Raw genomic sequence first — 23885 nt, forward strand, 5'->3', positions numbered from 1 at the left:
TTCGATGAGTTATCAGGTTCTTGCACGTAAATGGCGTCCGCGCTCGTTCCGCGAAATGGTCGGCCAGACCCATGTGCTCAAGGCTCTGATCAATGCCTTGGACAGCCAGCGGCTGCACCACGCCTACCTGTTTACCGGGACGCGCGGTGTCGGCAAGACCACCATCGCACGAATCATTGCCAAATGCCTGAACTGTGAAACCGGCATCACGTCGACGCCTTGCGGCGAGTGCTCGGTGTGTCGCGAGATCGATGAAGGTCGCTTCGTCGACCTGATCGAGATCGACGCCGCGAGCCGGACCAAGGTCGAGGACACCCGCGAACTGCTCGACAATGTGCAATACGCCCCGAGCCGTGGGCGCTTCAAGGTCTACCTGATCGACGAAGTGCACATGCTCTCCAGCCATTCCTTCAATGCGCTGTTGAAAACCCTCGAAGAGCCGCCGCCCTACGTCAAGTTCATCCTGGCGACCACCGATCCGCAGAAACTCCCGGCAACGATTCTTTCGCGTTGCTTGCAGTTCTCCCTGAAGAACATGACGCCTGAGCGAGTGGTCGAGCATTTGACCCACGTGCTGGGTGTCGAGCAAGTGCCGTTCGAAGACGATGCGCTGTGGTTGCTGGGTCGTGCCGCTGACGGTTCGATGCGTGACGCCATGAGCCTGACCGACCAGGCCATCGCCTTCGGTGAAGGCAAGGTCATGGCCGCCGACGTACGGGCGATGCTCGGTACGCTCGATCATGGTCAGGTGTTTGATGTCCTGCATTCGCTGATCGAAGGCGACGCCAAAGCGTTGCTCGAAGCCGTTCGTCATCTGGCCGAGCAAGGCCCGGACTGGAACGGCGTGCTCTCGGAAATTCTCAACGTGCTGCACCGGGTCGCCATCGCCCAGGCCTTGCCTGAAGGCGTCGACAACGGCCACGGCGACCGTGACCGGGTGCTCGCACTGGCTCAGGCATTGCCGGCCGAAGACGTACAGTTTTATTACCAGATGGGCTTGATCGGGCGCCGCGACTTGCCGCTGGCACCCGACCCGCGTGGCGGCTTCGAAATGGTCCTGCTGCGCATGCTGGCGTTCAGACCCGCAGACACGGCGGACGCTCCGAGGCAACCGCTAAAGCCAGTGGGGATCAGCCAGGCCACAGTTGATTCCGCAAACTCAGTGGCTGTCGCGCCTAACGTTGCGCCGGTAGTCCCAGCGGCAGTTGCACCGGTTGTGACGGCGCCAGTGGCGGCCGTTGTTGAGCCTGCGCCAGCGCCGGAACCCGAACCTGTTACGCCAGTGATCGTGCCCGAGCCTGTCGTTGAAACGGTGGTCGTCGAAGAAGTCGTCGACCTGCCGTGGAATGACCCGGTAGAGCCCGAAGTCATCCAGCAGCCGGCCGTCGAGCCCGTGCTGGAAACCGCCAGCGAGCAACCCGATTTGCCGCCGATGCCAATGCCTACGCCTGACAGCGTGGTGCCGGATGCGCCGGAATGGGCCGCCGCGCCCATCCCGGAACCGTCCGTGGCCGACGTCGATGCTGCCACGCCGGGTATCGACCTGGATGACGAGCCGCCGCTGGACGAGGACTACATCGAGCCGGACATCGACTCGGCCTACAGCTATCTCGATGAACTGGCCAGCGAACACACCGCCGAGCCGACGCCAGAACCCGAGCCTGAACCGGCTGCAATGCCGGCCACCGGTTTGGCGCTGCAATGGCTGGAACTGTTCCCGAAACTGCCGATCTCCGGCATGACCGGCAGCATCGCCGCCAACTGCACGTTGATCGCCGTCGATGGCGACAACTGGCTGTTGCACCTGGACCCGGCCCACAGCGCCTTGTTCAACGCGACTCAACAACGTCGCTTGAACGATGCCTTGAACCAGTTTCACGGCCGCACGCTGACGCTGACCATGGAACTGATCAAGCCTGAGCAGGAAACCCCGGCCCAGGCTGCGTCCCGGCGCCGAGTGAACCGTCAGCGCGAGGCGGAGGAATCGATCCACGGTGATCCGTTCATCCAGCAAATGATGCAGCAGTTCGGTGCGGTGGTCCGTAACGATACTATTGAACCTGTCGACGCCCTGGTCAGTCAGGGCAAATAACTGAAGGCGTTCGGCTATATTTACCGGGCGCCGTTTTTATCCAAGTACTTTGAGGTGATTACCATGATGAAAGGTGGCATGGCCGGCCTGATGAAGCAGGCGCAGCAGATGCAGGAAAAAATGGCCAAGATGCAGGAAGAACTGGCCAACGCCGAAGTCACCGGTAAGGCGGGTGGCGATATGGTCACCGTGGTGATGACCGGTCGTCACGACGTCAAGCGCGTGACCATCGACCCAAGCCTGGTAGAAGGCCTGAGCGAAGACGACAAAGAGATGCTGGAGGCCGTGTTCGCCGCCGCCGTCAACGATGCCGTGCGCAAGATCGAAGCCAACAGCCAGGACAAAATGGGCAGCGTGACCGCTGGCATGCAACTGCCGCCGGGTATGAAACTGCCATTCTGATTCGCCAAGGCGCGTTGGATGGGCTACAAAAAAATGCCAGGCAGCGCGCCTGGCATTTTTGTTTCTGCCAGATGAGGTTGGCCTGCTTTTGTGGCGAGGGGGCTTGCCCCCGTTGGAGTGCGAAGCGCTCCCAAAACCTGCCACAGTGGTGTATCAGGTGCATCCTGGCTGTAAGGCTTAGCGACTGCCTCGCAGTCGAACGGGAGCAAGCTCCCTCGCCACAATGAAAGGCAGAAACATCGAACGCCCCACCCCCGCAAAGGTCTGCACCCTATACCGCTGAATTCATCGATCAAGGAGACGCTCACATGCCACAAGCATTGACCCTCAACCAACGTATCGTCTTGGTGTCCCGTCCGGTGGGCGCGCCGAAGCCGGAGAATTTTCGTCTGGAGCGTGTAGCGCTGCCGGACCTGGCAGACGGCCAGGTTCTACTCAAGACTCTCTACTTGTCCCTCGATCCCTACATGCGCGGTCGCATGAGTGACGCGCCGTCCTACGCTGCGCCTGTAGAAATCGACGAGGTGATGACCGGTGGCGCTGTCAGCCGCGTCGAGCGCTCGCTGAATCCGAAGTTTCAGGAAGGTGATCTGGTGGTCGGATCCACGGGCTGGCAGAGCCACAGCATCAGCGATGGTCGCAACATCATTCCTATTCCATCCGGGCTGCCGAGCCCGTCGATGGCGTTGGGTGTGCTAGGGATGCCGGGCATGACGGCGTACATGGGCCTGATAGACATTGGCCAGCCCAAGGCCGGCGAAACCCTGGTGGTGGCTGCGGCTTCCGGTGCGGTGGGATCGGTGGTTGGCCAGGTGGCGAAGATCAAAGGCCTGCGGGTGGTCGGTGTGGCCGGTGGAGCCGACAAGTGCCGCTACGTGGTCGAGGAGCTGGGTTTCGACGCCTGCATCGATCACAAGAGCCCGGACTTTGCCAATGACCTGGCGCTGGCGTGCCCTAAGGGCGTCGACATCTACTACGAGAACGTTGGTGGCAAGGTCTTCGATGCGATCATGCCGTTGCTCAATACCAAGGCGCGGATTCCGCTCTGTGGCCTGATTGCCGGTTACAACGCCCATGAAGCCCCAAGTGGGCCGGATCGTCTGCCGCAATTTCAGCGAACCCTGCTAACCAAGCGCGTACGCATGCAGGGCTTTATCGTGTTCGATGACTACGCTGATCGACAGCCGGAATTCGTCAGTGCCATGGTGCCGTGGGTGCGTGAGGGCAAGGTGAAGTTCCGCGAGGACATCGTCGAGGGCCTGGAGCAGGCGCCCGAGGCGTTCATCGGTCTGCTGGAAGGGCGCAACTTCGGCAAACTGGTGGTGCGGGTCGCCCAGGACTGAGTATTTGACGCTGACCAGAGGCGCGGGTATAAACCGCGTCTCGTTGTTTTGTCGGACTTTTCCCCATGAGCTTCAGCCCTCTGATTCGCCAACTGATCGATGCCCTGCGAACGTTGCCGGGCGTGGGTCAGAAAACCGCCCAACGCATGGCGTTGCAACTGCTTGAGCGCGATCGCAGTGGTGGCTCGCGGCTGGCGCTGGCCCTGAGCCAGGCCATGGAAGGGGTCGGTCACTGCCGCTTGTGCCGCACGCTGACCGAAGACGACCTCTGCCCGCAATGCGCCGACACCCGACGCGACGATACCTTGCTGTGCGTGGTGGAAGGGCCGATGGACGTCTATGCGGTTGAGCAGACCGGGTTCCGCGGTCGCTACTTCGTGCTCAAGGGCCATCTGTCGCCGCTCGACGGGCTCGGGCCAGAGGCCATCGGTATTCCGCAATTGCTGGCGCGGATTGAAGAGGCGGGCACCTTTGCCGAGGTCATCCTGGCCACCAACCCGACGGTGGAAGGTGAGGCTACAGCGCATTACATCGCCCAGTTGCTCAGCAACAAAGGCTTGATCGCCTCGCGAATCGCCCATGGCGTGCCGTTGGGTGGCGAGCTGGAATTGGTGGATGGCGGAACGTTGGCGCATTCGTTTGCCGGGCGTAAGCCGATTGCCTTGTAATTTTTGGTGTTGCCGCTGACGCCATCGCGAGCAAGCTCGCGATGCAGGCGCCTCGGTCCATCTGATTCAAACAATCCGGTTGAAAACCAAGCAAGCGCTCGGTTAACGTCGTTGAACCCTTCAGTGGAGTTCGCCGATGCCTGCCTTTCAGGAATACTTCGATCCCAGCCACCAATTGGTCCGTGACAGCGTCAGGCGTTTCGTCGAGCGCGAGATCCTGCCGGACATTGATCAGTGGGAAGAAGCCGAAAGCTTTCCTCGCGAGCTCTACCTCAAGGCCGGTGCGGCGGGCATTCTCGGTATCGGTTATCCCGAAGTCCTCGGCGGCAGTCATGAAGGTGATCTGTTCGCCAAGGTTGCCGCCAGCGAAGAGTTGATGCGTTGCGGCTCCGGCGGGTTGGTGGCCGGCCTCGGTTCGCTGGACATCGGCCTGCCGCCAATCCTCAAGTGGGCTAGGCCTGAAGTTCGTGATCGGGTGGTGCCGCAAGTGCTATCCGGCGAAAAAATAAGCGCCCTGGCCATCACCGAACCCAGCGGCGGCTCCGATGTGGCCAACCTGCAAACCCGCGCCGTACGTGATGGCGACGTCTACCGGGTCAGCGGCAGCAAAACCTTTATCACCAGCGGCATTCGTGCGGATTTCTACACCGTCGCGGTGCGCACCGGCGCGCCGGGTTTCGGTGGCATCAGCCTGTTATTGATCGAGAAGGGCACGCCCGGTTTCACCGTCGGCCGGCAGTTGAAGAAAATGGGTTGGTGGGCGTCGGACACCGCCGAGTTGTTCTTCGACGATTGCCGGGTGCCCGTGGGCAATCTGATTGGCGCCGAAAACATGGGCTTTGCCTGCATCATGGGTAACTTCCAGAGCGAACGCCTGGCCCTGGCGTTGATGGCCAACATGACCGCGCAACTTGCGCTCGAAGAAAGCCTGAAATGGGCGCGTCAGCGTGAGGCCTTTGGCAAACCGATCGGCAAGTTCCAGGTGCTCAAGCATCGCCTCGCGGAAATGGCCACGGCGCTGGAAGTGTCACGGGAGTTCACCTACCGACAAGCGGCGAAAATGGCGGCGGGGCAGAGCGTGATCAAGGAGATTTCCATGGCCAAGAATTTTGCGACCGACACGGCGGATCGCATTACCACGGATGCGGTGCAGATTCTGGGTGGTATGGGTTATATGCGCGAGAGTCTGGTGGAGCGGTTGTATCGGGATAACCGGATACTGTCGATTGGCGGCGGGACGCGGGAAGTGATGAACGAGATCATCAGCAAGCAGATGGGGCTGTAAATGCAAAAGATCGTCCGAACGCGGCCCGAGCCTTCGGCAGCGCCTACATTGGAATGCGTACATCTGTAGGAGCTGCCGAAGGCTGCGATCTTTTGATCGTTACTTATCGCTCAACGCAAACTGCGTCAGGCAAAACGTCGGAATCCCCATATCTTCCAACCGCTGCGAGCCACCCAGCTCCGGCAAATCAATAATCGCCGCCGCTTCATGCACTCGCGCACCCATGCGTCGAATCAGGTTCGCCGCCGCAATCAAGGTGCCACCGGTCGCAATCAGGTCATCGAACATCACTACCGAATCGCCTTCGCACAGGCTGTCGGCGTGCACTTCCAGGAACGCTTCGCCGTACTCGGTCGCGTAACCCTCGGCCAGCACGTCCGCCGGCAGTTTGCCTTGCTTGCGAAACAGCACCAGCGGCTTGTTCAACTGGTAGGCCAATACCGAGCCAATCAGGAAGCCGCGGGCATCCATCGCGCCGATGTGGGTGAAGTCGGCCTCGACGTAACGGTGAGCGAAGCTGTCCATCACCAGGCGCAGGGCCGTGGGCGATTGAAACAGCGGGGTGATGTCGCGAAAGATCACGCCGGGCTTGGGGAAGTCGATCACGGGGCGGATCAGGGATTTGATGTCGAAGGAGTCGAAGACCATCGTCGAGGTGTCCTGGCAGGCTGCAAACGACGCAGTATAACGGCGGCTGAACCGTTTCGCTCAGCCGCAATTGTGTCTGTCAGTCGAGAGAACCGCCTGCCAGGGCGCACAGCTGGATCGGGTCGAGAATATGGATTTCCTTACCCTCCGCGGCGATCAGTTCGTTTTGCTGGAAGCGGGTGAACACCCGGGACACGGTTTCCACCGCCAGGCCCAAGTAGTTGCCGATTTCGTTGCGCGACATGCTCAGGCGGAACTGGTTGGCCGAGAAACCGCGCGCGCGGAAGCGAGCGGACAGGTTGACCAGGAACGTGGCGATGCGCTCGTCGGCGGTTTTCTTAGACAGCAGCAACATCATTTGCTGATCGTCGCGAATCTCGCGGCTCATCACCCGCATCAACTGACGACGCAACTGCGGCAGTTGCAGGGCCAGTTCATCGAGACGCTCGAACGGGATTTCGCAGACCGAGGTTGTTTCCAGCGCTTGGGCCGAAACAGGGTGCTTTTCAGTGTCCATGCCCGACAGTCCGACCAATTCGCTCGGCAAGTGGAAACCAGTGAGCTGCTCTTCGCCGCCATCGCTGAGGCTGAATGTCTTCAGGGCGCCGGAGCGAACTGCATAAACGGAATCGAACGTGTCGCCCTGGCGGAACAGAAACTCGCCTTTTTTCAGCGGGCGACCACGTTTAACGATCTCGTCCAGCGAATCCATGTCTTCCAGATTCAAAGAAAGTGGCAAGCAGAGGGGGGCCAGGCTGCAATCCTTGCAATGGGCCTGGCTGTGAGCGCGCACTTTTACTGGCTCAGACATTTCTTTAATCCTTGTGGGAAAAACACACATAAGCCGTAAGGGTAACTCACGGGAGGACATTCAGGCCAGTCTGAGGCGACTTTGTCCTACGGCCATAAAGCCGCAGGGCAAGCCGCCGATAAACAGGTATCAGCACGCATACAAGGAACGACTCGATGACCGCTATTGGTACGCTGGGCCCCGGTAGCAGCGACGTTGCGGCATTGCCGGAGACGTTTAAAGCTGCTTCAGGCAATACACGCGAAGACGGCTTGAACGAGGAGGCAACCCCGGCCGTGGTCCAAGGCATCAAAGTGTCGCTGTCCGGTGCCGGCATCGAAAAAGCTGCCGGGGCCAAGGGCGAAAACAGCGACATCGAAGAAAGCGGTTTGCCGGAAAACATTCAGCAGGTCCTGAAAATGATTCGCAAATTGCAAAAAGAGATTGCCGAGAAAAAGGCGCAGATCGAAAAAATCATGGCCGACAAGCGCCTTTCCAACGAAGAAAAAATCATCAAGGTTGCCAGCCTGCGTGGCGCCATTGCTGCGTTGAACACCGGTCTGATCACCGCCAATCTGGCTTTGTCGAAAGTGGTGGGCCAGTCGGGTCTGACGTCCGAGCAAAACATGCAAGTCGGTTCATTGCTGATGAAAAACTAAATCACCCGGGAAAACCGCTGGCGATTTTGCTGCTCCAGGTAGGCATCGAACACCATGCATACCGAGCGCACCAGCAGTCGTCCGGCCGGCAGTACTGTGATTCGCTCGCTGTCCAATTCGATCAAGCCGTCATTGGCCATCGCCTCCAGCTGCGGCCAGAGTTCGCTGAAGTAGCCTCGGAAATCGATGTTGAATGCTTGTTCGATCCCGGCGAAATCCAATGTGAAGCTGCAAATCAGTTGCTGAATCACTGCCCGTCGCAAGCGGTCGTCGGCGTTGCACAACAGGCCACGGTTGGTGGCCAGTTGGGCTGAGGCCAGGGTGTTCTGGTACAGGTTCAGATCGCTGGTGTTCTGGCAGTACAGGTCGCCGATCTGGCTGATGGCCGAGACCCCGAGCCCAATCAAGTCGCAGTGACCGTGGGTGGTGTAGCCCTGGAAGTTGCGTTGCAGGGTCGATTCTTCCTGGGCGATGGCCAGTTCATCATCCGGCAGGGCAAAGTGGTCCATACCGATGTAGCGATAGCCGGCCTTGGTCAGTTGTTCAATGGTGCCCTGGAGCATCTCCAGTTTCTGCGCCGGCGTCGGCAGTTCATTGCTGTTGATCCGCCGTTGCGGCAGGAAGCGTTCCGGCAGGTGCGCGTAGTTGAACACCGAGAGCCGGTCCGGCTGCATGGCGATGACCTCGTCAACGGTGCGGGCGAAGTTCTCCGGCGTCTGGCGCGGCAAACCGTAGATCAGATCGATATTGATCGAGCGAAACTGCAAGGTTCGCGCGGCGTCGATCACGGCACGGGTTTCTTCCAGGCTTTGCAGGCGATTGACCGCACGTTGCACCGCCGGGTCCAGGTCTTGGAGGCCGATGCTGACCCTATTAAAGCCCAGTTCACGCAGCAGGCCCATGGTCGACCAGTCGGCTTCGCGTGGATCGATTTCAATGCCGTAGTCACCGGAATCGTCATCCAGCAAGTTGAAATGCTTGCGCAACTGAGCCATCAACTGGCGCAGTTCGTCGTGGCTGAGAAAGGTCGGGGTGCCGCCGCCGAAATGCAATTGCTCGACTTTCTGTGCCGGGTCCAGGTGACAGGCGATCAATTGGATCTCCTGCTCCAGGCGCTGCAAGTAGGGGAGTGCGCGGCCACGGTCCTTGGTGATGACTTTGTTGCAGGCGCAGTAGTAGCAGATGTTCGCGCAGAACGGCACATGCACATACAACGACAGCGGGCGCAGCGCTTTACGGCTGTCGCGCAGGGCATGAAACAGGTCGAAGGTGCCGACCTGGCTGTTGAATTGAACGGCGGTCGGGTACGAGGTGTAGCGCGGCCCCGACAGGTCGTAACGGCGAATCAGATCGGTGTCCCAACGAATGGCGTCGAGCATGCGGGCATTCCCCCGGATAGGCTTGCAGTGTGAGCAAGTCTATGGGGTGCGGCGTTGGGGCATCTTGATTTGCATCAACGGTGGTTGGTGGCTTTGATCGGTTTTTGTGGCGAGGGAGCTTGCTTCCGCTGGACTGCGTAGCAGTCCCATCTTTTGGGGCCGCTTCGCAGCCCAGCGGGAGCAAGCTCCCTCGCCACAGGGTCAGTGCCCCATGAACCAATGCTGATGCGGCCCCGGCAATGTCCAGATCCCGAACAGAATCACCAACAACCCGCCACTCATCCGCACGCTACGCTTGCGCAACAGTGCCGTGACCCGTTCCGCCGCCAGGCCCGTGGCCAACAAAACCGGCCATGTCCCCAGCCCGAACGCCAGCATCAACAACGCACTGTCCAGCGCATTGCCCTGACTCGCCGCCCACAGCAACGTGCTGTAAACCAGCCCGCACGGCAGCCAGCCCCAGAGTGCGCCCAGCAGCAAGGCGCGGGGCAGGCTCGACACCGGCAGCAATTTGTTGGCAATCGGCTGGATATGCCGCCACAGGCCGCGACCGAGGCTTTCGATGCGTGTCAGGCCGCTCCACCAACCGGCCAGGTACAGGCCCATGCTGATCAGCAGCAGCCCGGCGATGATCCGCATGAACATCGCCGCCGGGCTGTTGGCCACCGCCCAGCCAGCCAGGCCGATCAGCAGGCCGGCCGTGGCGTAGCTGAGAATTCGCCCCAGGTTGTAAGCCAGCAGCAAGCGGAAGCGACGGCTGCGTTGTTCCTTGGGAATCGCCAGCGTCAGCGCACCCATCAAGCCGCCGCACATGCCCAGGCAATGGCCGCCGCCGAGCAGGCCGAGGATCAGCGCCGACACCAGCAGCGGCGCCAGCTCAAGCATGGGGTGGCGCCTTGTCTTCCGGTTTGGCTGGATGACCGCTGGCCTCGTCGACCGCTGCTTTGTGAGCCGGGTCCTGGTCGTCGAACAGAATGCTGTGGGCCGGGCCGTCGAGGTCGTCGTACTGACCGCTGTCGACCGCCCAGAAGAAGATGTAGACGGCGATGGCCACGATCAGCAGCGCGGCCGGGATCATCACGTAAAGAGCTGGCATTGGAAGACTCCATGCCCGCGCGGCTCAGGCCGGCAGCGGACGGGTTTCTGGCGTGGTGCGGGCCTTTGGCGTGCTCGGCATGCGAGTCAGGCGCAGGGCATTGAGTACCACGGTCAACGAACTGATCGACATGCCAATCGCGGCCCACACCGGAGTGATCCAGCCGAGGGCGGCGAACGGCAGCATGAGGCCATTGTACAGTCCGGCCCACAGCAGGTTCTCGATGATTACCCGACGGGTGCGCCGCGCCAGGCTGAAGGCTTGTACCAAGGCGTCGAGGCGGTTGGACAGCAACACCGCGTCGGCGCTGGTTTTCGCCAGATCGGTTGCCGAACCCATGGCCACGCTGATATCGGCGGCGGCCAGCACCGGTACGTCGTTGACCCCGTCGCCGAGCATCAACACCTTACGACCTTCCTTGTGCAGTTGTTGCAGCACTTGCAACTTGTCATCGGGCCGCAAGCCGCCACGGGCCTCGTCGATGCCCAATTCGGCGGCGACGCTGGCGACCATCGGTGAGCTGTCGCCCGACAACAACAGCGTGCGCCAGCCGCGAGCCTTGCACGCGGCAAGCAGCGCCGGGGCATCGGCGCGCAAGCAGTCGTCGAGGACAAACCACGCCAGCGGCCCAAAACTGTCACCGAGCAGCAGCCATTGGCCGGCTTCATCCGGCATCAGCGGCACGGTGGCACCACTGAGTTCGCAGACAAAACCCGGTTGGCCGATGCGCAAGCGTTGTAAACCGACCAAGCCTTCAAGCCCTAGCCCCGGCGTACTGAGGACTTCTTCGGCGGCCAACGGTGCACGGCCAAACGCACGGGCGATCGGGTGTTCGGAGCGGTTTTCCAGCGCTGCCGCGAGGCTCAGGCATTGATCACTGTTGAGCGAACCGAGTGGGCGAATCGAGCGCAGCGCCAGCCGGCCTTCCGTCAGCGTACCGGTCTTGTCGAAAATCACCGTGTCGATCTGGTTCAGTCCTTCCAGGACATGGCCGCGAGTTAGTAGTAGGCCGAGTTTGTGCAACGTGCCGGTGGCGGCGGTCAGGGCGGTCGGCGTGGCCAGGGACAAGGCGCACGGGCAGGTCGCGACGAGCATCGCCAGCACAATCCAGAACGCTCGCGATGAATCCAGTTCCCACCACAACAGGCCGATGGCAGCGGCAGCAATCAACGACAGCAGCAGAAACCATTGGGCGGCGCGGTCGGCGATTTCCGCCAGGCGCGGTTTTTCGGCCTGTGCGCGTTCCAACAGACGGACGATGGCCGACAGTCGCGTGTCATGACCCAGCGCCAGCACCTCCACGGTCAGCGCACCTTCAACGTTCAAGGTGCCGGCCGTGACCGCATCGCCAAGAGTGCGCGGTTGCGGCAGGTATTCACCGGTGAGCAACGATTCGTCAATGCTCGACTGGCCATCGAGAATCTTGCCGTCGGCCGGGAGAATGGCGCCGGGATGCACCAGCACCTGATCGCCGACGCGCAGTTCGCTGAGCAGGATTCGCTCGCTCTGGCCGTCGGCACTCAGGCGCAGGCACGAGGCGGGCAATAGATTCACAAGTTGAGCGGTGGCAGCAGCGGTGCGTTCCCGGGCGCGGCGTTCCAGGTAACGTCCGGCCAGCAGGAACAGCGCGAACATCCCGACCGCATCGAAATACAGTTCGCCGACTCCGGTGATCGAGGTCCAGATCCCGGCGAGGTAAGCGCTGCCAATCGCCAGCGAGACCGACACATCCATGGTCAGGTGCCGGGTGCGCAGGTCGCGCATGGCGCCCTTGAAGAAGGGTGCGCAGCTGTAAAACACGATCGGCGTGGTCAGGAACAGCGCGACCCAGCGCAGGATGGTGTGCAGCTCCGGGCTGAGGTCGATATTGAATTCGGGCCAGGTGGCCATGGTCGCCATCATCGCCTGAAACCACAGCAATCCGGCGACGCCGAGTTGGCGCAGGGCCAGGCGATTTTCGCTGGCCAGTTGTTCGCTGGCGCGGTCGGCCTGATAAGGGTGCGCGGCGTAACCGATGTGGCGCAATTCGCTAAGCACGTGGCTTAGCGGCAGTTGGGCGTCGGCCCAACGCACGAACAGGCGATGGTTCGACAGGTTCAGTCGCGCTTCGGCCACGGCCGGCAAGCTGCGCAGGTGTTTCTCGATCAGCCAGCCGCAGGCGGCGCAACTGATGCCTTCCATCAGCAGCGTGGTTTCAGCGAGTTCGCCTTCGTGACGAACGAAGGGTTGCTGGACGTCGGCGCGGTCGTACAGCGCCAGTTCGTCGACCAATTGCACCGGCAAGGTTTGCGGGTTGGCCGAGGCTTCGCTGCGGTGCTGGTAATAGCTTTGCAGCCCACCAGCGACGATGGCCTCGGCCACGGCCTGACAGCCGGGGCAGCAGAACTCGCGGGACTCCCCGAGCACGACAGCGGTAAAGCGGCTGCCGGACGGCACGGGCAGGGCGCAGTGGTAGCAGGGGAGTGGGGTGGTCATGGCATCGTCGAGGGGCTGAGCCCTTGTTTTGGGGTTGTCCGCTTGCCCTCACCCCAGCCCTCTCCCGGAGGGAGAGGGAGCCGATCGATGTGGGCCGGAAAAACAGCGGCAGTCACCGATATCGTCACTGCCATACACAAGGCATGCAAGCGCCCGAAATCAGTCCCCTCTCCCTCCGGGAGAGGGTTAGGGTGAGGGGCTTTTGATGTTGACTCACTTTTTCAGGTCTTCAGCACCTTGCAGCGGCTCATCGCCCAGCAGCAGGTTCTTGTCGGGGCTGATCTGTTCTTCCTCGAACATGCGCCAGGTCTTGTCGTCCTGCACGCCCAGCAATTCAACGAAACGGCGGCCGTCGACCTTGTCGCTCATCTGGCCGATGTAGCGGCCCTGTTCGGTTTCGCTGCGGGTCAGGGTGATCTTACGATCCTTCTCCGGCTGGGTCGGCGAGATCAGGTTCAGCTCAACGGTCTTTGGCTGGCTGTTGCCGGTCAGGCGCAGGTCGACTTCGCCGGTCACCTCATCCAGGTGGACGTTGGCGTGCATTAGCAGGGTCTGGGCCAGCAACTCACGGTCCAGGGAACGGTTGATGCCTTTGCCGGCCTCGTAGTAGTTGTCATTGACCAGGTTGTCCGGGTTTTTGACCGCAATGGTCACCATGGACAGTGTCAGGGTCACCGAGCAAGTCAGAATCCCGATGATGATCCACGGCCAAAGATGCTTGTACCAAGGGCTTGCGGCATTTGCTGCGGGCATGTTCAGTTCTCTCAACGAATTTGTGGGCCGATGAATCGGCTCTTGGCTTCAACGTGAACGCTGTCGTCATCGGCATCCTTGAGGGTGAATTTCACCTCATTGGTGCTCGATGGCAATTGCTCCGGTGCGCTGGAGAGCTCCACCGGCTGGCTGAATATTTCTCCGGCGGCGACTTTGATCTCACGCTTGCCTTGCAGCTTGAGGTCCGGCAGACCGCTGGCTTCGAGCAGGTAAGTGTGGTCGCGTTGGTCTTTGTTCATGATCTTCAGGCTGTAGACGTTTTCGATCCGGCCTTCGGCGTTCTCGCGGTACAGCACGCGGTCCTTGCTGACGTCAAAACCGACCAGCGAGCGCATGAAGAACGCGGTGACCAGCAAGCCGATCATGGTCAGCAGCACAACGGCATAGCCAATCAGGCGTGGGCGCAGCTTATGGGTTACTTGCCCGGACAGGTTGTGCTCGGTGGTGTAGCTGATCAAGCCGCGCGGGTAGTCCATTTTGTCCATGATGCTGTCGCAGGCATCGATGCACGCGGCGCAGCCGATGCACTCGATTTGCAGGCCGTCGCGGATGTCGATCCCGGTCGGGCAGACCTGGACGCACATGGTGCAGTCGATGCAGTCGCCCAGGCCTTGGGCCTTGTAGTCCACGCCTTTCTTGCGCGGGCCGCGGGACTCACCACGACGCGGGTCGTAGGAAACAATCAGGGTGTCCTTGTCGAACATCACGCTCTGGAAGCGCGCATACGGGCACATGTAGATGCACACCTGCTCGCGCAACCAGCCGGCATTGCCGTAAGTGGCGAGGGTGAAGAAACCGACCCAGAAGTACGACCAGCCATCGGCTTCGCCGAGGAAGAAGTCGATGGTCAGCTCGCGGATGGGCGAAAAGTACCCGACGAAGGTCATGCCGGTGACGAAGCCGATCAACAGCCACAGGCTGTGTTTACTGAGTTTGCGCAGGAATTTATTGCCGCTCATCGGCGCTTTGTCGAGCTTGATGCGCTGGTTGCGGTCGCCTTCAGTGACCTTCTCGCACCACATGAAAATCCAGGTCCAGACGCTTTGCGGGCAGGTATAGCCGCACCAGACGCGTCCGGCGTACACGGTAATGAAGAACAGGCCAAAGGCGCTGATGATCAGCAGGCCCGAGAGCAGGATGAAATCCTGGGGCCAGAAGGTCGCGCCAAAAATGAAGAATTTACGTTCCGGCAGGTTCCACCAGACGGCTTGATGACCACCCCAGTTCAACCACACCGTACCGAAATACAGCAGGAACAAACCGGCCCCGCCCATCATCCGCAGGTTGCGGAACAGGCCGGTGAAGGCGCGGGTGTAGATTTTTTCTCGAGAGGCGTAGAGATCGACGCTGTTGTTCGCGTTCTTGGCTGGCGGGGTAACGTCGTGTACCGGAATCTGATTGCTCATCATTGCATCCCACGGCAGTGGAAAAATGCCTCGGTCAGTACGTGCCGACCGCGGTCAAAAAGAGGTGTTGCAGTGGCGCAATGATACGCCTGTCGCTCTATCTCAAGGGTGCGACCTTTGGTCGCGTTGGGGGAATAGCGTAGATGGTGTAGCAGATGTAACAAATCATGATCCAGATCAATTGACTATAGACGATCCACGATTTGCCTTGAGAGCAGCGCGTTGGCGCTGCTCTGTGTCAATGCAGCGGTTGAGCTATTTAGGGAGGCGCCCGCCACCCAGGCCGTCCAGCCCACCCGAGCCGTTTCCGGGTTCTAGCGTTGGGGTGAACGGGATGTTTTGAGGCTGTTGGATACGACGAGCTTCAGAATAGGACATGTCATTTTTTCCTTGGTGATCACCTGTGAAATGCTTCTGTCTCCTTGAGAGACTCACTTTGGTAAGTGCGTCTTCAAGGTGAGAAAAAACTACAGGCCCCAAGGTGTTCGGTCGATTAAAAATCGGTCTCAATGTGTGACGGTCATGCAAATGAAAACGGCCCCGCCAATTCTCATTGGCGGGGCCGTTTTTTGTTGCTTCAAGCGTTTGCCTTACTGGGCGTCCGCTGCCTTCTCACCGTGAGACAAGCTGTAGACGTAAGCGGCCAGCAGGTGAACCTTGTCGTTGCCTTGCAGCTGTTCTTGCGCAGGCATCTGGCCCTGACGGCCGTAACGGATGGTCTGCTGCAGTTGAGCAAAGCTCGAACCGTAGATGAACGCAGCCGGGTGAGTCAGGTTAGGTGCGCCCATCGCTGGCGTACCTTTGCCTTCCGGACCGTGGCATGCCACGCAGTTGGCCGCGAACAGTTTCTGGCCGGCAACCGGATCGGCCTTGGTGCCTTCCGGCAGCTTGCGGCCATCGAGGTTGGTCAGCACAAAGGAGGCAACATCCGCAACGCCTTGCTCGCCGATCACTTCAGCCCACGCAGGCATCACCGCATGACGGCCGCCCATGATGGTGGTCTTGATGGTGGCCGGCTCGCCGCCCCAGCGCCAGTCTTCGTCTGTCAGGTTAGGGAAGCCGTAAGCACCCTTGGCGTCGGAACCGTGGCAGACCGAGCAGTTGGAGGCGAACAAGCGGCCACCCATCTTCAGGGCTTGCGGGTCCTTGGCCACTTCTTCGATGGGCATGGAAGCGAACTTGGCGAAGATCGGGCCGAACTTGGCGTCCGACTTGGCCATTTCCTTTTCCCACTCGTGAACGCCGGTCCAGCCGGTCTGGCCGTTGGCGAACGCGGTCTGCTTGTCGTTATCGAGGTAGTTGTAACCCGGCAGCAGGCCTTTCCAGTTACCCAGGCCCGGGTAGAGCACCAGGTAGCCGAGGGCGAAAATGATGGTGCCCACGAACAGCATGAACCACCATTTCGGCAGTGGGTTGTCATACTCCTCGATCCCGTCGAAGGAGTGGCCAACCGTTTCTTCCGTCTGCTCGCTGCGCTGGCCCTTGCGGGTCGACAGCAGCAGCCAGGTCAGGGCGAAGATAGTGCCCAGACTGAGGATCGTGACGTACAGACTCCAGAATGTAGTCATTCTTTGTTACTCCTAGAAGCTTGCTCGACGTGCTTGATGGCTTCGGGATCATCCGCGAAAGGCAGCAAGGTCGCGTCTTCAAACTCCGACTTGCGCTTGGGACTGAACACCCACAACGCCAGACCGATAAAGGCCACCATCACAACAACGGTGCCCAGGCCACGAATCATCCCGATATCCATCTAAATCACCGTTTGCTTTTGATGATGGTGCCCAGGCCTTGCAGATAGGCCACCAGCGCGTCCATTTCGGTTTTGCCCTTCACAGCATCCTTGGCGCCGGCGATGTCTTCGTCGGTGTAAGGGACGCCGAGCGTGCGCAAGACTTCCATTTTCTTGGCGGTGTCTTTGCCGTCGAGCTTGTTTTCCACGAGGAACGGGTAGGCCGGCATTTTCGACTCAGGCACGACGTTGCGCGGGTTGTACAAATGCGCACGCTGCCAGTCATCGGAGTAACGACCGCCGACACGGGCCAGGTCCGGACCGGTACGCTTGGAACCCCACAGGAACGGGTGGTCCCAGACGCTTTCACCGGCTACCGAGTAGTGGCCGTAACGTTCGGTTTCAGCACGGAACGGGCGGATCATCTGCGAGTGGCAGCCGACACAGCCGTTGGCGATGAAAATGTCACGCCCTTCAAGTTCCAGCGCCGGGCGAGGCTTCATGCCTTCAACCGGCTTGTTAGTGACGTCCTGGAAAAACAACGGAACGATCTGGGTCAGGCCGCCGATGCTGACGGCGATAACCATGAAGAAGGCCAGCAGGCCAATGTTCTTCTCGACTGCTTCATGCTTCATCAGTGAGCTCCAACTACAGCAATCTGAGCGGCGGCTTCGGCTTCAGCCGGGTTCGAGGCACGTACGGTACGGAATACGTTGTAGGCCATGAACAGCATGCCGCTGGCAAAGAACGCACCGCCCAGGGCGCGAACGATGTAACCAGGGTGACTGGCTTGCAGCGCTTCAACGAACGAGTAGGTGAGGGTGCCGTCGTCGTTGATTGCACGCCACATCAGACCCTGGGTGATGCCGTTGACCCACATCGAAGCGATGTACAGAACGGTACCGATCGTCGCGAGCCAGAAGTGGGTGTTGATCAGGCCGATGCTGTGCATCTGCGTGCGACCGAACAGTTTCGGGATCATGTGGTAGATCGCGCCGATCGAGATCATCGCAACCCAGCCAAGCGCGCCGGCGTGTACGTGGCCGATGGTCCAGTCGGTGTAGTGCGACAGCGAGTTGACGGTCTTGATGGCCATCATCGGGCCTTCGAAGGTCGACATGCCGTAGAACGCCAGGGACACGACCAGGAAACGCAGGATCGGGTCGGTGCGCAGCTTATGCCAGGCGCCCGACAGGGTCATCATGCCGTTGATCATGCCGCCCCAGCTTGGTGCCAGCAGGATGATCGACATCGCCATGCCCAGGGACTGAGCCCAGTCCGGCAGTGCGGTGTAGTGCAAGTGGTGCGGACCGGCCCAGATGTACAGGGTGATCAGCGCCCAGAAGTGCACGATGGACAGACGATAGGAGTAGATCGGACGCTCGGCCTGCTTCGGAACGAAGTAGTACATCATCCCCAGGAAGCCAGTGGTCAGGAAGAAACCTACCGCGTTGTGGCCGTACCACCATTGGATCATGGCGTCAGTCGCACCGGCGTAGGCCGAGTAGGACTTGAAGAAACTGACCGGCAGGGAGGCGTGGTTGACGATGTGCAGCATCGCCGTCACGACGATGAAAGCACCGTAGAACCAGTTACCGACATAGATGTGCTTGGTCTTGCGCTTGACGATGGTGCCGAAAAACACCAGTGCGTAAACGATCCAGACAATCGCCAGCAGGATAGCCAGGGGCCATTCCAGTTCGGCGTATTCCTTGGTGGTGGTGTAACCCAGCGGCAAGGTCACGATGGCGCCGATGATCACCGCTTGCCATCCCCAGAAGTGGAAGGCTGCAAGGCTGTCGGAAATCAGTCGCGTTTGGCAGGTTCGCTGCACGACGTAATAAGAAGTGGCAAACAGTGCACAACCACCGAAGGCGAAAATCACCAGGTTGGTGTGCAACGGGCGTAAGCGTCCGAATGTCGTCCACGGCAGGCCGAAATTCAATTCCGGCCATACAAGCTGTGAGGCGATGAAGACACCAAGCCCCATGCCAAGGATCCCCCAGACCACCGTCATGATGGCGAACTGGCGGACTACCTTATAGTTATAAGCAGTCGGACTGATTGCTGTGCTCATTCTAAGGTTCCACGGTTTGAGTATGTTTTATTAGGAGTAAAAATCGGCCGCAAGTATGTAGAAAGCAGGGGGTCATTGCAACGCGCCATGACCTGGGTCAATGCTTTCAGACGCTGATTCTGCGGCCTTTCCATGCGCCGCGTAAGGACAAAATTGCCCCCGGACAAAATGTCGCAGCGGAAGAAAAAGGCGAGGGGTTCAGGTCAGTTGTAACGGGGTGTGTTGAAACGCAACGATAAGGTGACCGATGGCAATTGGCACGACAGCCGGTATCTACCAGCCTTTGCGGCCTGTCATCGAGCAGATTCGTCGAACACATCGGCTAGGGTCGACCTGGAACCGGTACTTTGCCAGTCCGCATCGAGCAAGCGTAGACCCGAATCCGGGGAACCGAAAGGGAGACTGATTGAGGGTGCGACAATGCGTCGCAAATGAAGAAGGGAACTGCCGCATCCGGGAGAATGCGGCAGCAGAGCGGTCAAGATTTACTCGTTTTTGCCTTCGGCCTGCAAACGCTCGGTGCTGGCACCGTGGGACAAGCTGTAAACGTAGGCGGCCAACAGTTGCACCTTATCGTTGCCGAGCAGTTCGCTCTGCGCCGGCATATGGCCCTGGCGGCCATGACGAATGGTTTGTTGCAGTTGCACCAGGCTTGAGCCGTAGATAAATCCGGCCGGGTGCGTCAGATTCGGCGCGCCCATGGCTTCAGTGCCCTGGCCGTTTGCCCCGTGACAGGCGACGCAGGTGGTACTGAACACTTGCTGGCCGGCGTTTACGTCGGCGCTGCTGTCGGCAGGCAACGGCAGGCCGGCCAATTCGTGACGCACATACGCGGCGACGTTTTTCACCCCAGCCTCACCGAGGATTTCACCCCAGGCCGGCATCGCGGCCATGCGACCGCCCATGATGGTGGTCTTGATGGTGTCGGCTTCACCGCCCCAACGCCAATCGCTGTCGGCCAGGTTCGGGAAGCCGAAGGCGCCCTTGGCGTCGGAGCCGTGGCACACCGAGCAATTGGACGCAAACAGGCGACCGCCCATTTTCAACGCTTGCGGGTCCTTGGCGACTTCTTCCACTGGCATGGCGGCGAATTTGGCGAAGATCGGTCCGAACTTGGCGTTAGCCTTGTCCATTTCCTTTTCCCATTCGTGAACGCCGGTCCAGCCGTCCTCGTAGCCGGGCAGGATGCCTTTCCAGTTGCCCAGGCCCGGATAAAGGATCAGATAGCCCACGGAAAACACCAGCGTGCCGGCGAACAGCATGAACCACCACTGCGGCAGCGGGTTGTCGTACTCCTCGATGCCGTCGAAGCTGTGGCCCATGGTCTGGTCGACGCTGCCCTTGGTCTCGCCCCGACGCGTGCCGACCAGCAGCCAGGTCAGGCCGATCAGGCTGCCGATGGTCAGTACGCAGATCCACGTACTCCAGAAGGTGGTCATGGCCGGGTACTCCTTGTTTCAGGTTCTTGGGTGTTGGCGTCGTCGGGTAACGGCTCATCGGCGAACGGCAGCAAACGTGCTTCGGCGAATTCCGGGCTGCGCTTGCCGTTGAACACCCACAACGCCAGGCCGACGAAGGCCACAAACACCACGACCGTGCCCAGGCCGCGGATCATTCCACTGCTCATTTCAAAGACCATGGCTCACCTCTTGCTCTTGATGGCAGTGCCGAGCACTTGCAGGTAGGCGACCAGGGCGTCCATTTCGGTCTTGCCCTTGAGCGAGGCGACTGCACCAGTGATGTCATCGTCGGTGTACGGCACGCCGAGGGTGCGCATGGCCTTGATCTTGGTTTCGGTGTGGCTGCTGTCGAGCTGGTTGGACACTAGCCACGGGTAGCCAGGCATTTTCGATTCCGGCACCACGTTGCGCGGGTTGTACAAATGCGCGCGATGCCAGTCTTCGGAGTAGCGACCGCCGACCCGCGCCAGATCCGGCCCGGTGCGCTTGGAGCCCCACAGGAACGGGTGATCCCAGACGCTTTCACCGGCCACCGAGTAGTGCCCGTAACGTTCGGTCTCGGCGCGAAACGGCCGGATCATCTGCGAGTGGCAACCGACGCAGCCTTCGCGGATGTAGATGTCACGACCTTCCAGTTGCAGCGCGGTGTAGGGCTTCATGCCTTCCACCGGCTTATTGGTCACGTCCTGAAAGAACAGCGGGACGATCTGAGTCAGACCGCCGATGCTCACGGCAAAGATCATCAGCAACAGCAGCAGGCCGACGTTTTTTTCGATTGTTTCGTGTTTCATGGCGGACTCCTCAGGCCATCTGCGCGGCAGCGGCGGCTTCGGCAGGCTGCGAGGCCCGAACGGTGCGCCAGGTGTTGTAGGCCATCAGCAACATGCCGCTGAAGAAGATCGCGCCGCCCACCAACCGCACGACGAAGCCCGGGTGGCTGGCCACCAGGGTTTCGACGAAGGAGTAGGTCAGCGTGCCGTCTTCGTTGACAGCGCGCCACATGAGGCCCTGGGCGATGCCGTTGACCCACATCGAAGCGATGTAGAGCACGGTGCCGATGGTCGCGAGCCAGAAGTGCGCGTTGATCAAGCCGATGCTGTGCATCTGTGGGCGACCGAAGATTTTCGGGATCATGTGATACAGCGCGCCGATGGAAATCATCGCCACCCAGCCGAGTGCCCCGGCGTGTACGTGGCCGATGGTCCAGTCGGTGTAGTGGGAGAGGGCGTTCACCGTCTTGATGGCCATCATCGGCCCTTCGAAGGTCGACATGCCGTAGAACGCGAGCGAGACCACCAGGAAGCGCAGGATCGGGTCGCTGCGCAACTTATGCCAGGCGCCCGAGAGCGTCATCATGCCGTTGATCATCCCGCCCCAGCTTGGCGCCAGCAGGATCAGCGACATCACCATGCCCAGCGACTGTGCCCAGTCCGGCAGTGCGGTGTAGTGCAAGTGGTGCGGACCGGCCCAGATGTACAGGGTGATCAATGCCCAGAAGTGCACGATCGACAAACGATACGAATACACCGGGCGTTCGGCCTGTTTCGGCACGAAGTAATACATCATCCCGAGGAAGCCGGCAGTCAGGAAGAAACCCACCGCGTTGTGGCCGTACCACCACTGAACCATGGCATCAGTCGCACCGCCGTAGACCGAGTAGGACTTGTTCCAGCTGACCGGAATTTCCAGGTTGTTGACGATGTGCAGAATCGCCACGGTGATGATAAAAGCACCGAAGAACCAGTTACCGACGTAGATGTGCTTGGTCGTACGCTTGGCCAGTGTGCCGAAGAATACGATGGCGTAGGCGACCCAGACGATGGTGATCAGGATATCGATCGGCCATTCCAGCTCGGCGTATTCCTTGGAACTGGTGTAACCCAGCGGCAGGCTGATGGCCGCCAGCACGATCACCAGTTGCCAGCCCCAGAAGCAGAACTGGGCGATTTTCGGTGCGAACAGTCGGGTCTGGCAGGTGCGTTGCACCGAATAGAACGAACTGGCGAACAAAGCGCAGCCGCCAAAAGCGAAAATCACAGCATTGGTGTGCAGCGGGCGCAGGCGGCCGAAGCTGGTCCACGGCAAATTGAAGTTGAGTTCGGGCCAGACCAATTGGGCCGCGAGAAAAACCCCGAGCCCCATGCCGACGATGCCCCACACCACCGTCATAATGGCGAATTGGCGGACCACCTTGTAGTTGTAGGCGGTACTGATAGAAGTGTTCATGGTTCCCCATCCACGGTTCAGCCGAAGTGAAGGCCCGTCTTTGCGAGTAAGCCGCGCAAGGCAGACGCTTCCTTCGCCTGGAGTTATAGGCAGACTAAAAGCGAGGCAAGCATGGACAAAGAGCACAAGGCCAGTATTGACGGGGATCAATGGGCGCAGTGCGTGGCCGAACATGGCTGGCTGTGGGATGCCGCCTCGACGCCATCATCGCCGACGTTGATCCTGGCTCACGGCGCCGGTGCACCGATGGACAGCGGCTGGATGAACGACATGGCTGCGCGCCTTGCGGCACATGGGCTCAACGTGCTGCGCTTCGAGTTTCCATACATGGCGCAACGGCGCATCGACGGCGGCAAACGTCCACCGAATCCGGCGCCGAAACTGCTGGAATGCTGGCGTGAGGTGTATGCGGTGGTGCGACGCCATGTCACTGGGAAACTGGCCGTTGGCGGCAAGTCCATGGGCGGGCGGATGGCCAGTTTGCTGGCGGATGAATTGGGCGCGGATGCGTTGGTGTGCCTGGGGTATCCGTTTTACGCGGTGGGTAAACCGGAGAAGCCTCGGGTAGAGCATCTGGCCGGGCTCAAGACCCGGACCTTGATCGTGCAGGGCGAGCGGGATGCGTTGGGTAATCGTGAGGCGGTGGAGGCTTACTCGCTCTCACCGAGCATTGAGGTGTTTTGGCTGGTAGCGGGGGATCACGATTTGAAGCCGTTGAAGGCGTCCGGGTTTAATCATGAGCAGCATTTGGCTAGCGCCGCGCAGAAAGTTACCGCGTTTCTGTAGTGTTGATTGAGCAGAGCCGAAATTTTGAAACTCATGAAGATCGGCTCCCTTTCCCCTCGCCCCCATTGGGGGAGAGGGCTGGGGTGAGGGGGATGGATCTTGAATGCAACACACTTTTCGATCTGTGTGCATATCCATTGCTGCGGCAACGGCCACTTAGGGTTTCGCCCTGACGGCGACTCACTTTTTTACAAACGCCTAAAAAAAGTAAGCAAAAAAACGCTTGCTCCTACGTGCGGCCCGCTCGCTGGGGCTCGGGGTTCCTTCGCTGCGGGATCGATCCGGGGGCATCGCCTACGGTTTGCTGCGCTGCACCTCCTCTCGATGTGTTTGGCTGCGCCAAACGGTCGCTGCGCTCCCACCCCCGGATCAATCCCTCCACTCAGCCTTCCGACGTCGCCCGTGGATCAAGATCAAGAGCTGCAGCCGAGCTAACGCTCATCCTGCGAGTGGTGCGGCTGCGCCGCGAGTTTCATGTAGGAGTTGCCGCAGGCTGCGATCTTCTGATCTCGCTCTTCGTAGGAGCAGAGCTTGCTCGCGAAGGCGGCCTACCGGCCGACCAGTCTCTTACTGATGAACCCGGTTCAACT

At 60.3% G+C, this 23885-nt stretch carries 23 protein-coding genes; 7 read left to right on the top strand and 16 right to left on the bottom strand.

Annotated features, from left to right (window positions below; genetic code table 11):
* Window positions 1-4: 4 nt before the first annotated feature.
* The 5 genes from dnaX to JFT87_RS14145 all read left to right on the top strand — a co-directional run bounded on the left by dnaX (window position 5) and on the right by JFT87_RS14145 (window position 5790).
* On the top strand, window positions 5-2092 hold the full coding sequence (dnaX, locus tag JFT87_RS14125) for a DNA polymerase III subunit gamma/tau (RefSeq protein WP_201202134.1): 2088 nt from the start codon (window positions 5-7) through the stop codon (window positions 2090-2092).
* Window positions 2093-2155: 63 nt separating this feature from the next.
* Window positions 2156-2494 (top strand): YbaB/EbfC family nucleoid-associated protein, encoded by a 339-nt coding sequence (locus tag JFT87_RS14130; protein WP_123403312.1) that lies wholly within the window; start codon window positions 2156-2158, stop codon window positions 2492-2494.
* 308 nt (window positions 2495-2802) lie between these two features.
* Complete coding sequence (locus JFT87_RS14135) at window positions 2803-3837, top strand: NADP-dependent oxidoreductase (protein ID WP_201202135.1); 1035 nt, start codon at window positions 2803-2805, stop codon at window positions 3835-3837.
* A 65-nt stretch (window positions 3838-3902) separates the two neighbouring features.
* On the top strand, window positions 3903-4505 hold the full coding sequence (gene recR, locus JFT87_RS14140; RefSeq protein ID WP_201202136.1) for a recombination mediator RecR: 603 nt from the start codon (window positions 3903-3905) through the stop codon (window positions 4503-4505).
* 136 nt (window positions 4506-4641) lie between these two features.
* Window positions 4642-5790 (top strand): acyl-CoA dehydrogenase family protein, encoded by a 1149-nt coding sequence (locus JFT87_RS14145; protein ID WP_201202137.1) that lies wholly within the window; start codon window positions 4642-4644, stop codon window positions 5788-5790.
* Window positions 5791-5889: 99 nt separating this feature from the next.
* Here the strand turns inward: JFT87_RS14145 and JFT87_RS14150 are convergent, their stop codons facing one another.
* Together JFT87_RS14150 and fnr are read right to left on the bottom strand one after the other, a co-directional pair.
* A complete protein-coding gene (locus tag JFT87_RS14150; protein ID WP_008057870.1) occupies window positions 5890-6438 on the bottom strand; it encodes an adenine phosphoribosyltransferase in 549 nt (182 codons plus the stop codon).
* A gap of 79 nt (window positions 6439-6517) precedes the next feature.
* Complete coding sequence (gene fnr, locus JFT87_RS14155) at window positions 6518-7249, bottom strand: fumarate/nitrate reduction transcriptional regulator Fnr (RefSeq protein WP_201202139.1); 732 nt, start codon at window positions 7247-7249, stop codon at window positions 6518-6520.
* Window positions 7250-7404: 155 nt separating this feature from the next.
* Here fnr and JFT87_RS14160 point away from each other — a divergent pair, with 155 nt between their 5' ends.
* Window positions 7405-7887 carry a hypothetical protein gene (locus tag JFT87_RS14160; protein WP_201202141.1) on the top strand — a complete coding sequence of 161 codons (483 nt, stop codon included), beginning with the start codon at window positions 7405-7407 and terminating at the stop codon, window positions 7885-7887.
* On the opposite strand, the gene hemN is transcribed toward JFT87_RS14160, so the two are convergent.
* The 14 genes from hemN to ccoN (JFT87_RS14230) form a co-directional block, all read right to left on the bottom strand.
* Window positions 7884-9266, bottom strand: coding sequence for an oxygen-independent coproporphyrinogen III oxidase (gene hemN / locus JFT87_RS14165; RefSeq protein ID WP_201202143.1), 1383 nt, complete (start codon window positions 9264-9266; stop codon window positions 7884-7886). The two genes, JFT87_RS14160 and hemN, sit on opposite strands and share 4 nt — an antisense overlap.
* 201 nt (window positions 9267-9467) lie before the next feature.
* Complete coding sequence (locus JFT87_RS14170; protein ID WP_201202144.1) at window positions 9468-10151, bottom strand: sulfite exporter TauE/SafE family protein; 684 nt, start codon at window positions 10149-10151, stop codon at window positions 9468-9470.
* A complete protein-coding gene (ccoS, locus tag JFT87_RS14175; RefSeq protein ID WP_201202146.1) occupies window positions 10144-10362 on the bottom strand; it encodes a cbb3-type cytochrome oxidase assembly protein CcoS in 219 nt (72 codons plus the stop codon). The genes JFT87_RS14170 and ccoS overlap by 8 nt, the downstream gene beginning before the upstream one ends.
* A gap of 24 nt (window positions 10363-10386) precedes the next feature.
* A complete protein-coding gene (locus JFT87_RS14180) occupies window positions 10387-12837 on the bottom strand; it encodes a heavy metal translocating P-type ATPase (protein WP_201202150.1) in 2451 nt (816 codons plus the stop codon).
* Window positions 12838-13050: 213 nt separating this feature from the next.
* Complete coding sequence (locus JFT87_RS14185; RefSeq protein WP_201202152.1) at window positions 13051-13590, bottom strand: FixH family protein; 540 nt, start codon at window positions 13588-13590, stop codon at window positions 13051-13053.
* An 11-nt stretch (window positions 13591-13601) separates the two neighbouring features.
* A complete protein-coding gene (gene ccoG / locus JFT87_RS14190) occupies window positions 13602-15017 on the bottom strand; it encodes a cytochrome c oxidase accessory protein CcoG (RefSeq protein ID WP_201202154.1) in 1416 nt (471 codons plus the stop codon).
* A gap of 590 nt (window positions 15018-15607) precedes the next feature.
* A complete protein-coding gene (gene ccoP / locus JFT87_RS14195; RefSeq protein ID WP_201202157.1) occupies window positions 15608-16585 on the bottom strand; it encodes a cytochrome-c oxidase, cbb3-type subunit III in 978 nt (325 codons plus the stop codon).
* Window positions 16582-16767 (bottom strand): CcoQ/FixQ family Cbb3-type cytochrome c oxidase assembly chaperone, encoded by a 186-nt coding sequence (locus JFT87_RS14200; RefSeq protein ID WP_003175465.1) that lies wholly within the window; start codon window positions 16765-16767, stop codon window positions 16582-16584. The genes ccoP (JFT87_RS14195) and JFT87_RS14200 overlap by 4 nt, the downstream gene beginning before the upstream one ends.
* Window positions 16768-16772: 5 nt before the next feature.
* A complete protein-coding gene (gene ccoO / locus JFT87_RS14205; RefSeq protein WP_054593209.1) occupies window positions 16773-17381 on the bottom strand; it encodes a cytochrome-c oxidase, cbb3-type subunit II in 609 nt (202 codons plus the stop codon).
* On the bottom strand, window positions 17381-18823 hold the full coding sequence (gene ccoN / locus JFT87_RS14210; protein ID WP_201192899.1) for a cytochrome-c oxidase, cbb3-type subunit I: 1443 nt from the start codon (window positions 18821-18823) through the stop codon (window positions 17381-17383). The genes ccoO (JFT87_RS14205) and ccoN (JFT87_RS14210) overlap by 1 nt, the downstream gene beginning before the upstream one ends.
* Window positions 18824-19308: 485 nt before the next feature.
* Window positions 19309-20262 carry a cytochrome-c oxidase, cbb3-type subunit III gene (ccoP, locus tag JFT87_RS14215; RefSeq protein ID WP_201202161.1) on the bottom strand — a complete coding sequence of 318 codons (954 nt, stop codon included), beginning with the start codon at window positions 20260-20262 and terminating at the stop codon, window positions 19309-19311.
* A complete protein-coding gene (locus tag JFT87_RS14220) occupies window positions 20259-20462 on the bottom strand; it encodes a cbb3-type cytochrome oxidase subunit 3 (RefSeq protein WP_201192892.1) in 204 nt (67 codons plus the stop codon). The genes ccoP (JFT87_RS14215) and JFT87_RS14220 overlap by 4 nt, the downstream gene beginning before the upstream one ends.
* A 3-nt stretch (window positions 20463-20465) precedes the next feature.
* On the bottom strand, window positions 20466-21074 hold the full coding sequence (gene ccoO / locus JFT87_RS14225; RefSeq protein ID WP_201202163.1) for a cytochrome-c oxidase, cbb3-type subunit II: 609 nt from the start codon (window positions 21072-21074) through the stop codon (window positions 20466-20468).
* Window positions 21075-21084: 10 nt separating this feature from the next.
* Window positions 21085-22509: a cytochrome-c oxidase, cbb3-type subunit I gene (gene ccoN, locus JFT87_RS14230; protein ID WP_201202166.1), complete on the bottom strand. Its 1425-nt coding sequence runs from the start codon at window positions 22507-22509 to the stop codon at window positions 21085-21087.
* A gap of 111 nt (window positions 22510-22620) precedes the next feature.
* Here ccoN (JFT87_RS14230) and JFT87_RS14235 point away from each other — a divergent pair, with 111 nt between their 5' ends.
* Window positions 22621-23295 carry an alpha/beta family hydrolase gene (locus tag JFT87_RS14235; RefSeq protein ID WP_201202168.1) on the top strand — a complete coding sequence of 225 codons (675 nt, stop codon included), beginning with the start codon at window positions 22621-22623 and terminating at the stop codon, window positions 23293-23295.
* Window positions 23296-23885 lie beyond the last annotated feature (590 nt).

This window comes from Pseudomonas sp. TH15 (assembly GCF_016651105.1).
GTDB lineage: Bacteria > Pseudomonadota > Gammaproteobacteria > Pseudomonadales > Pseudomonadaceae > Aquipseudomonas.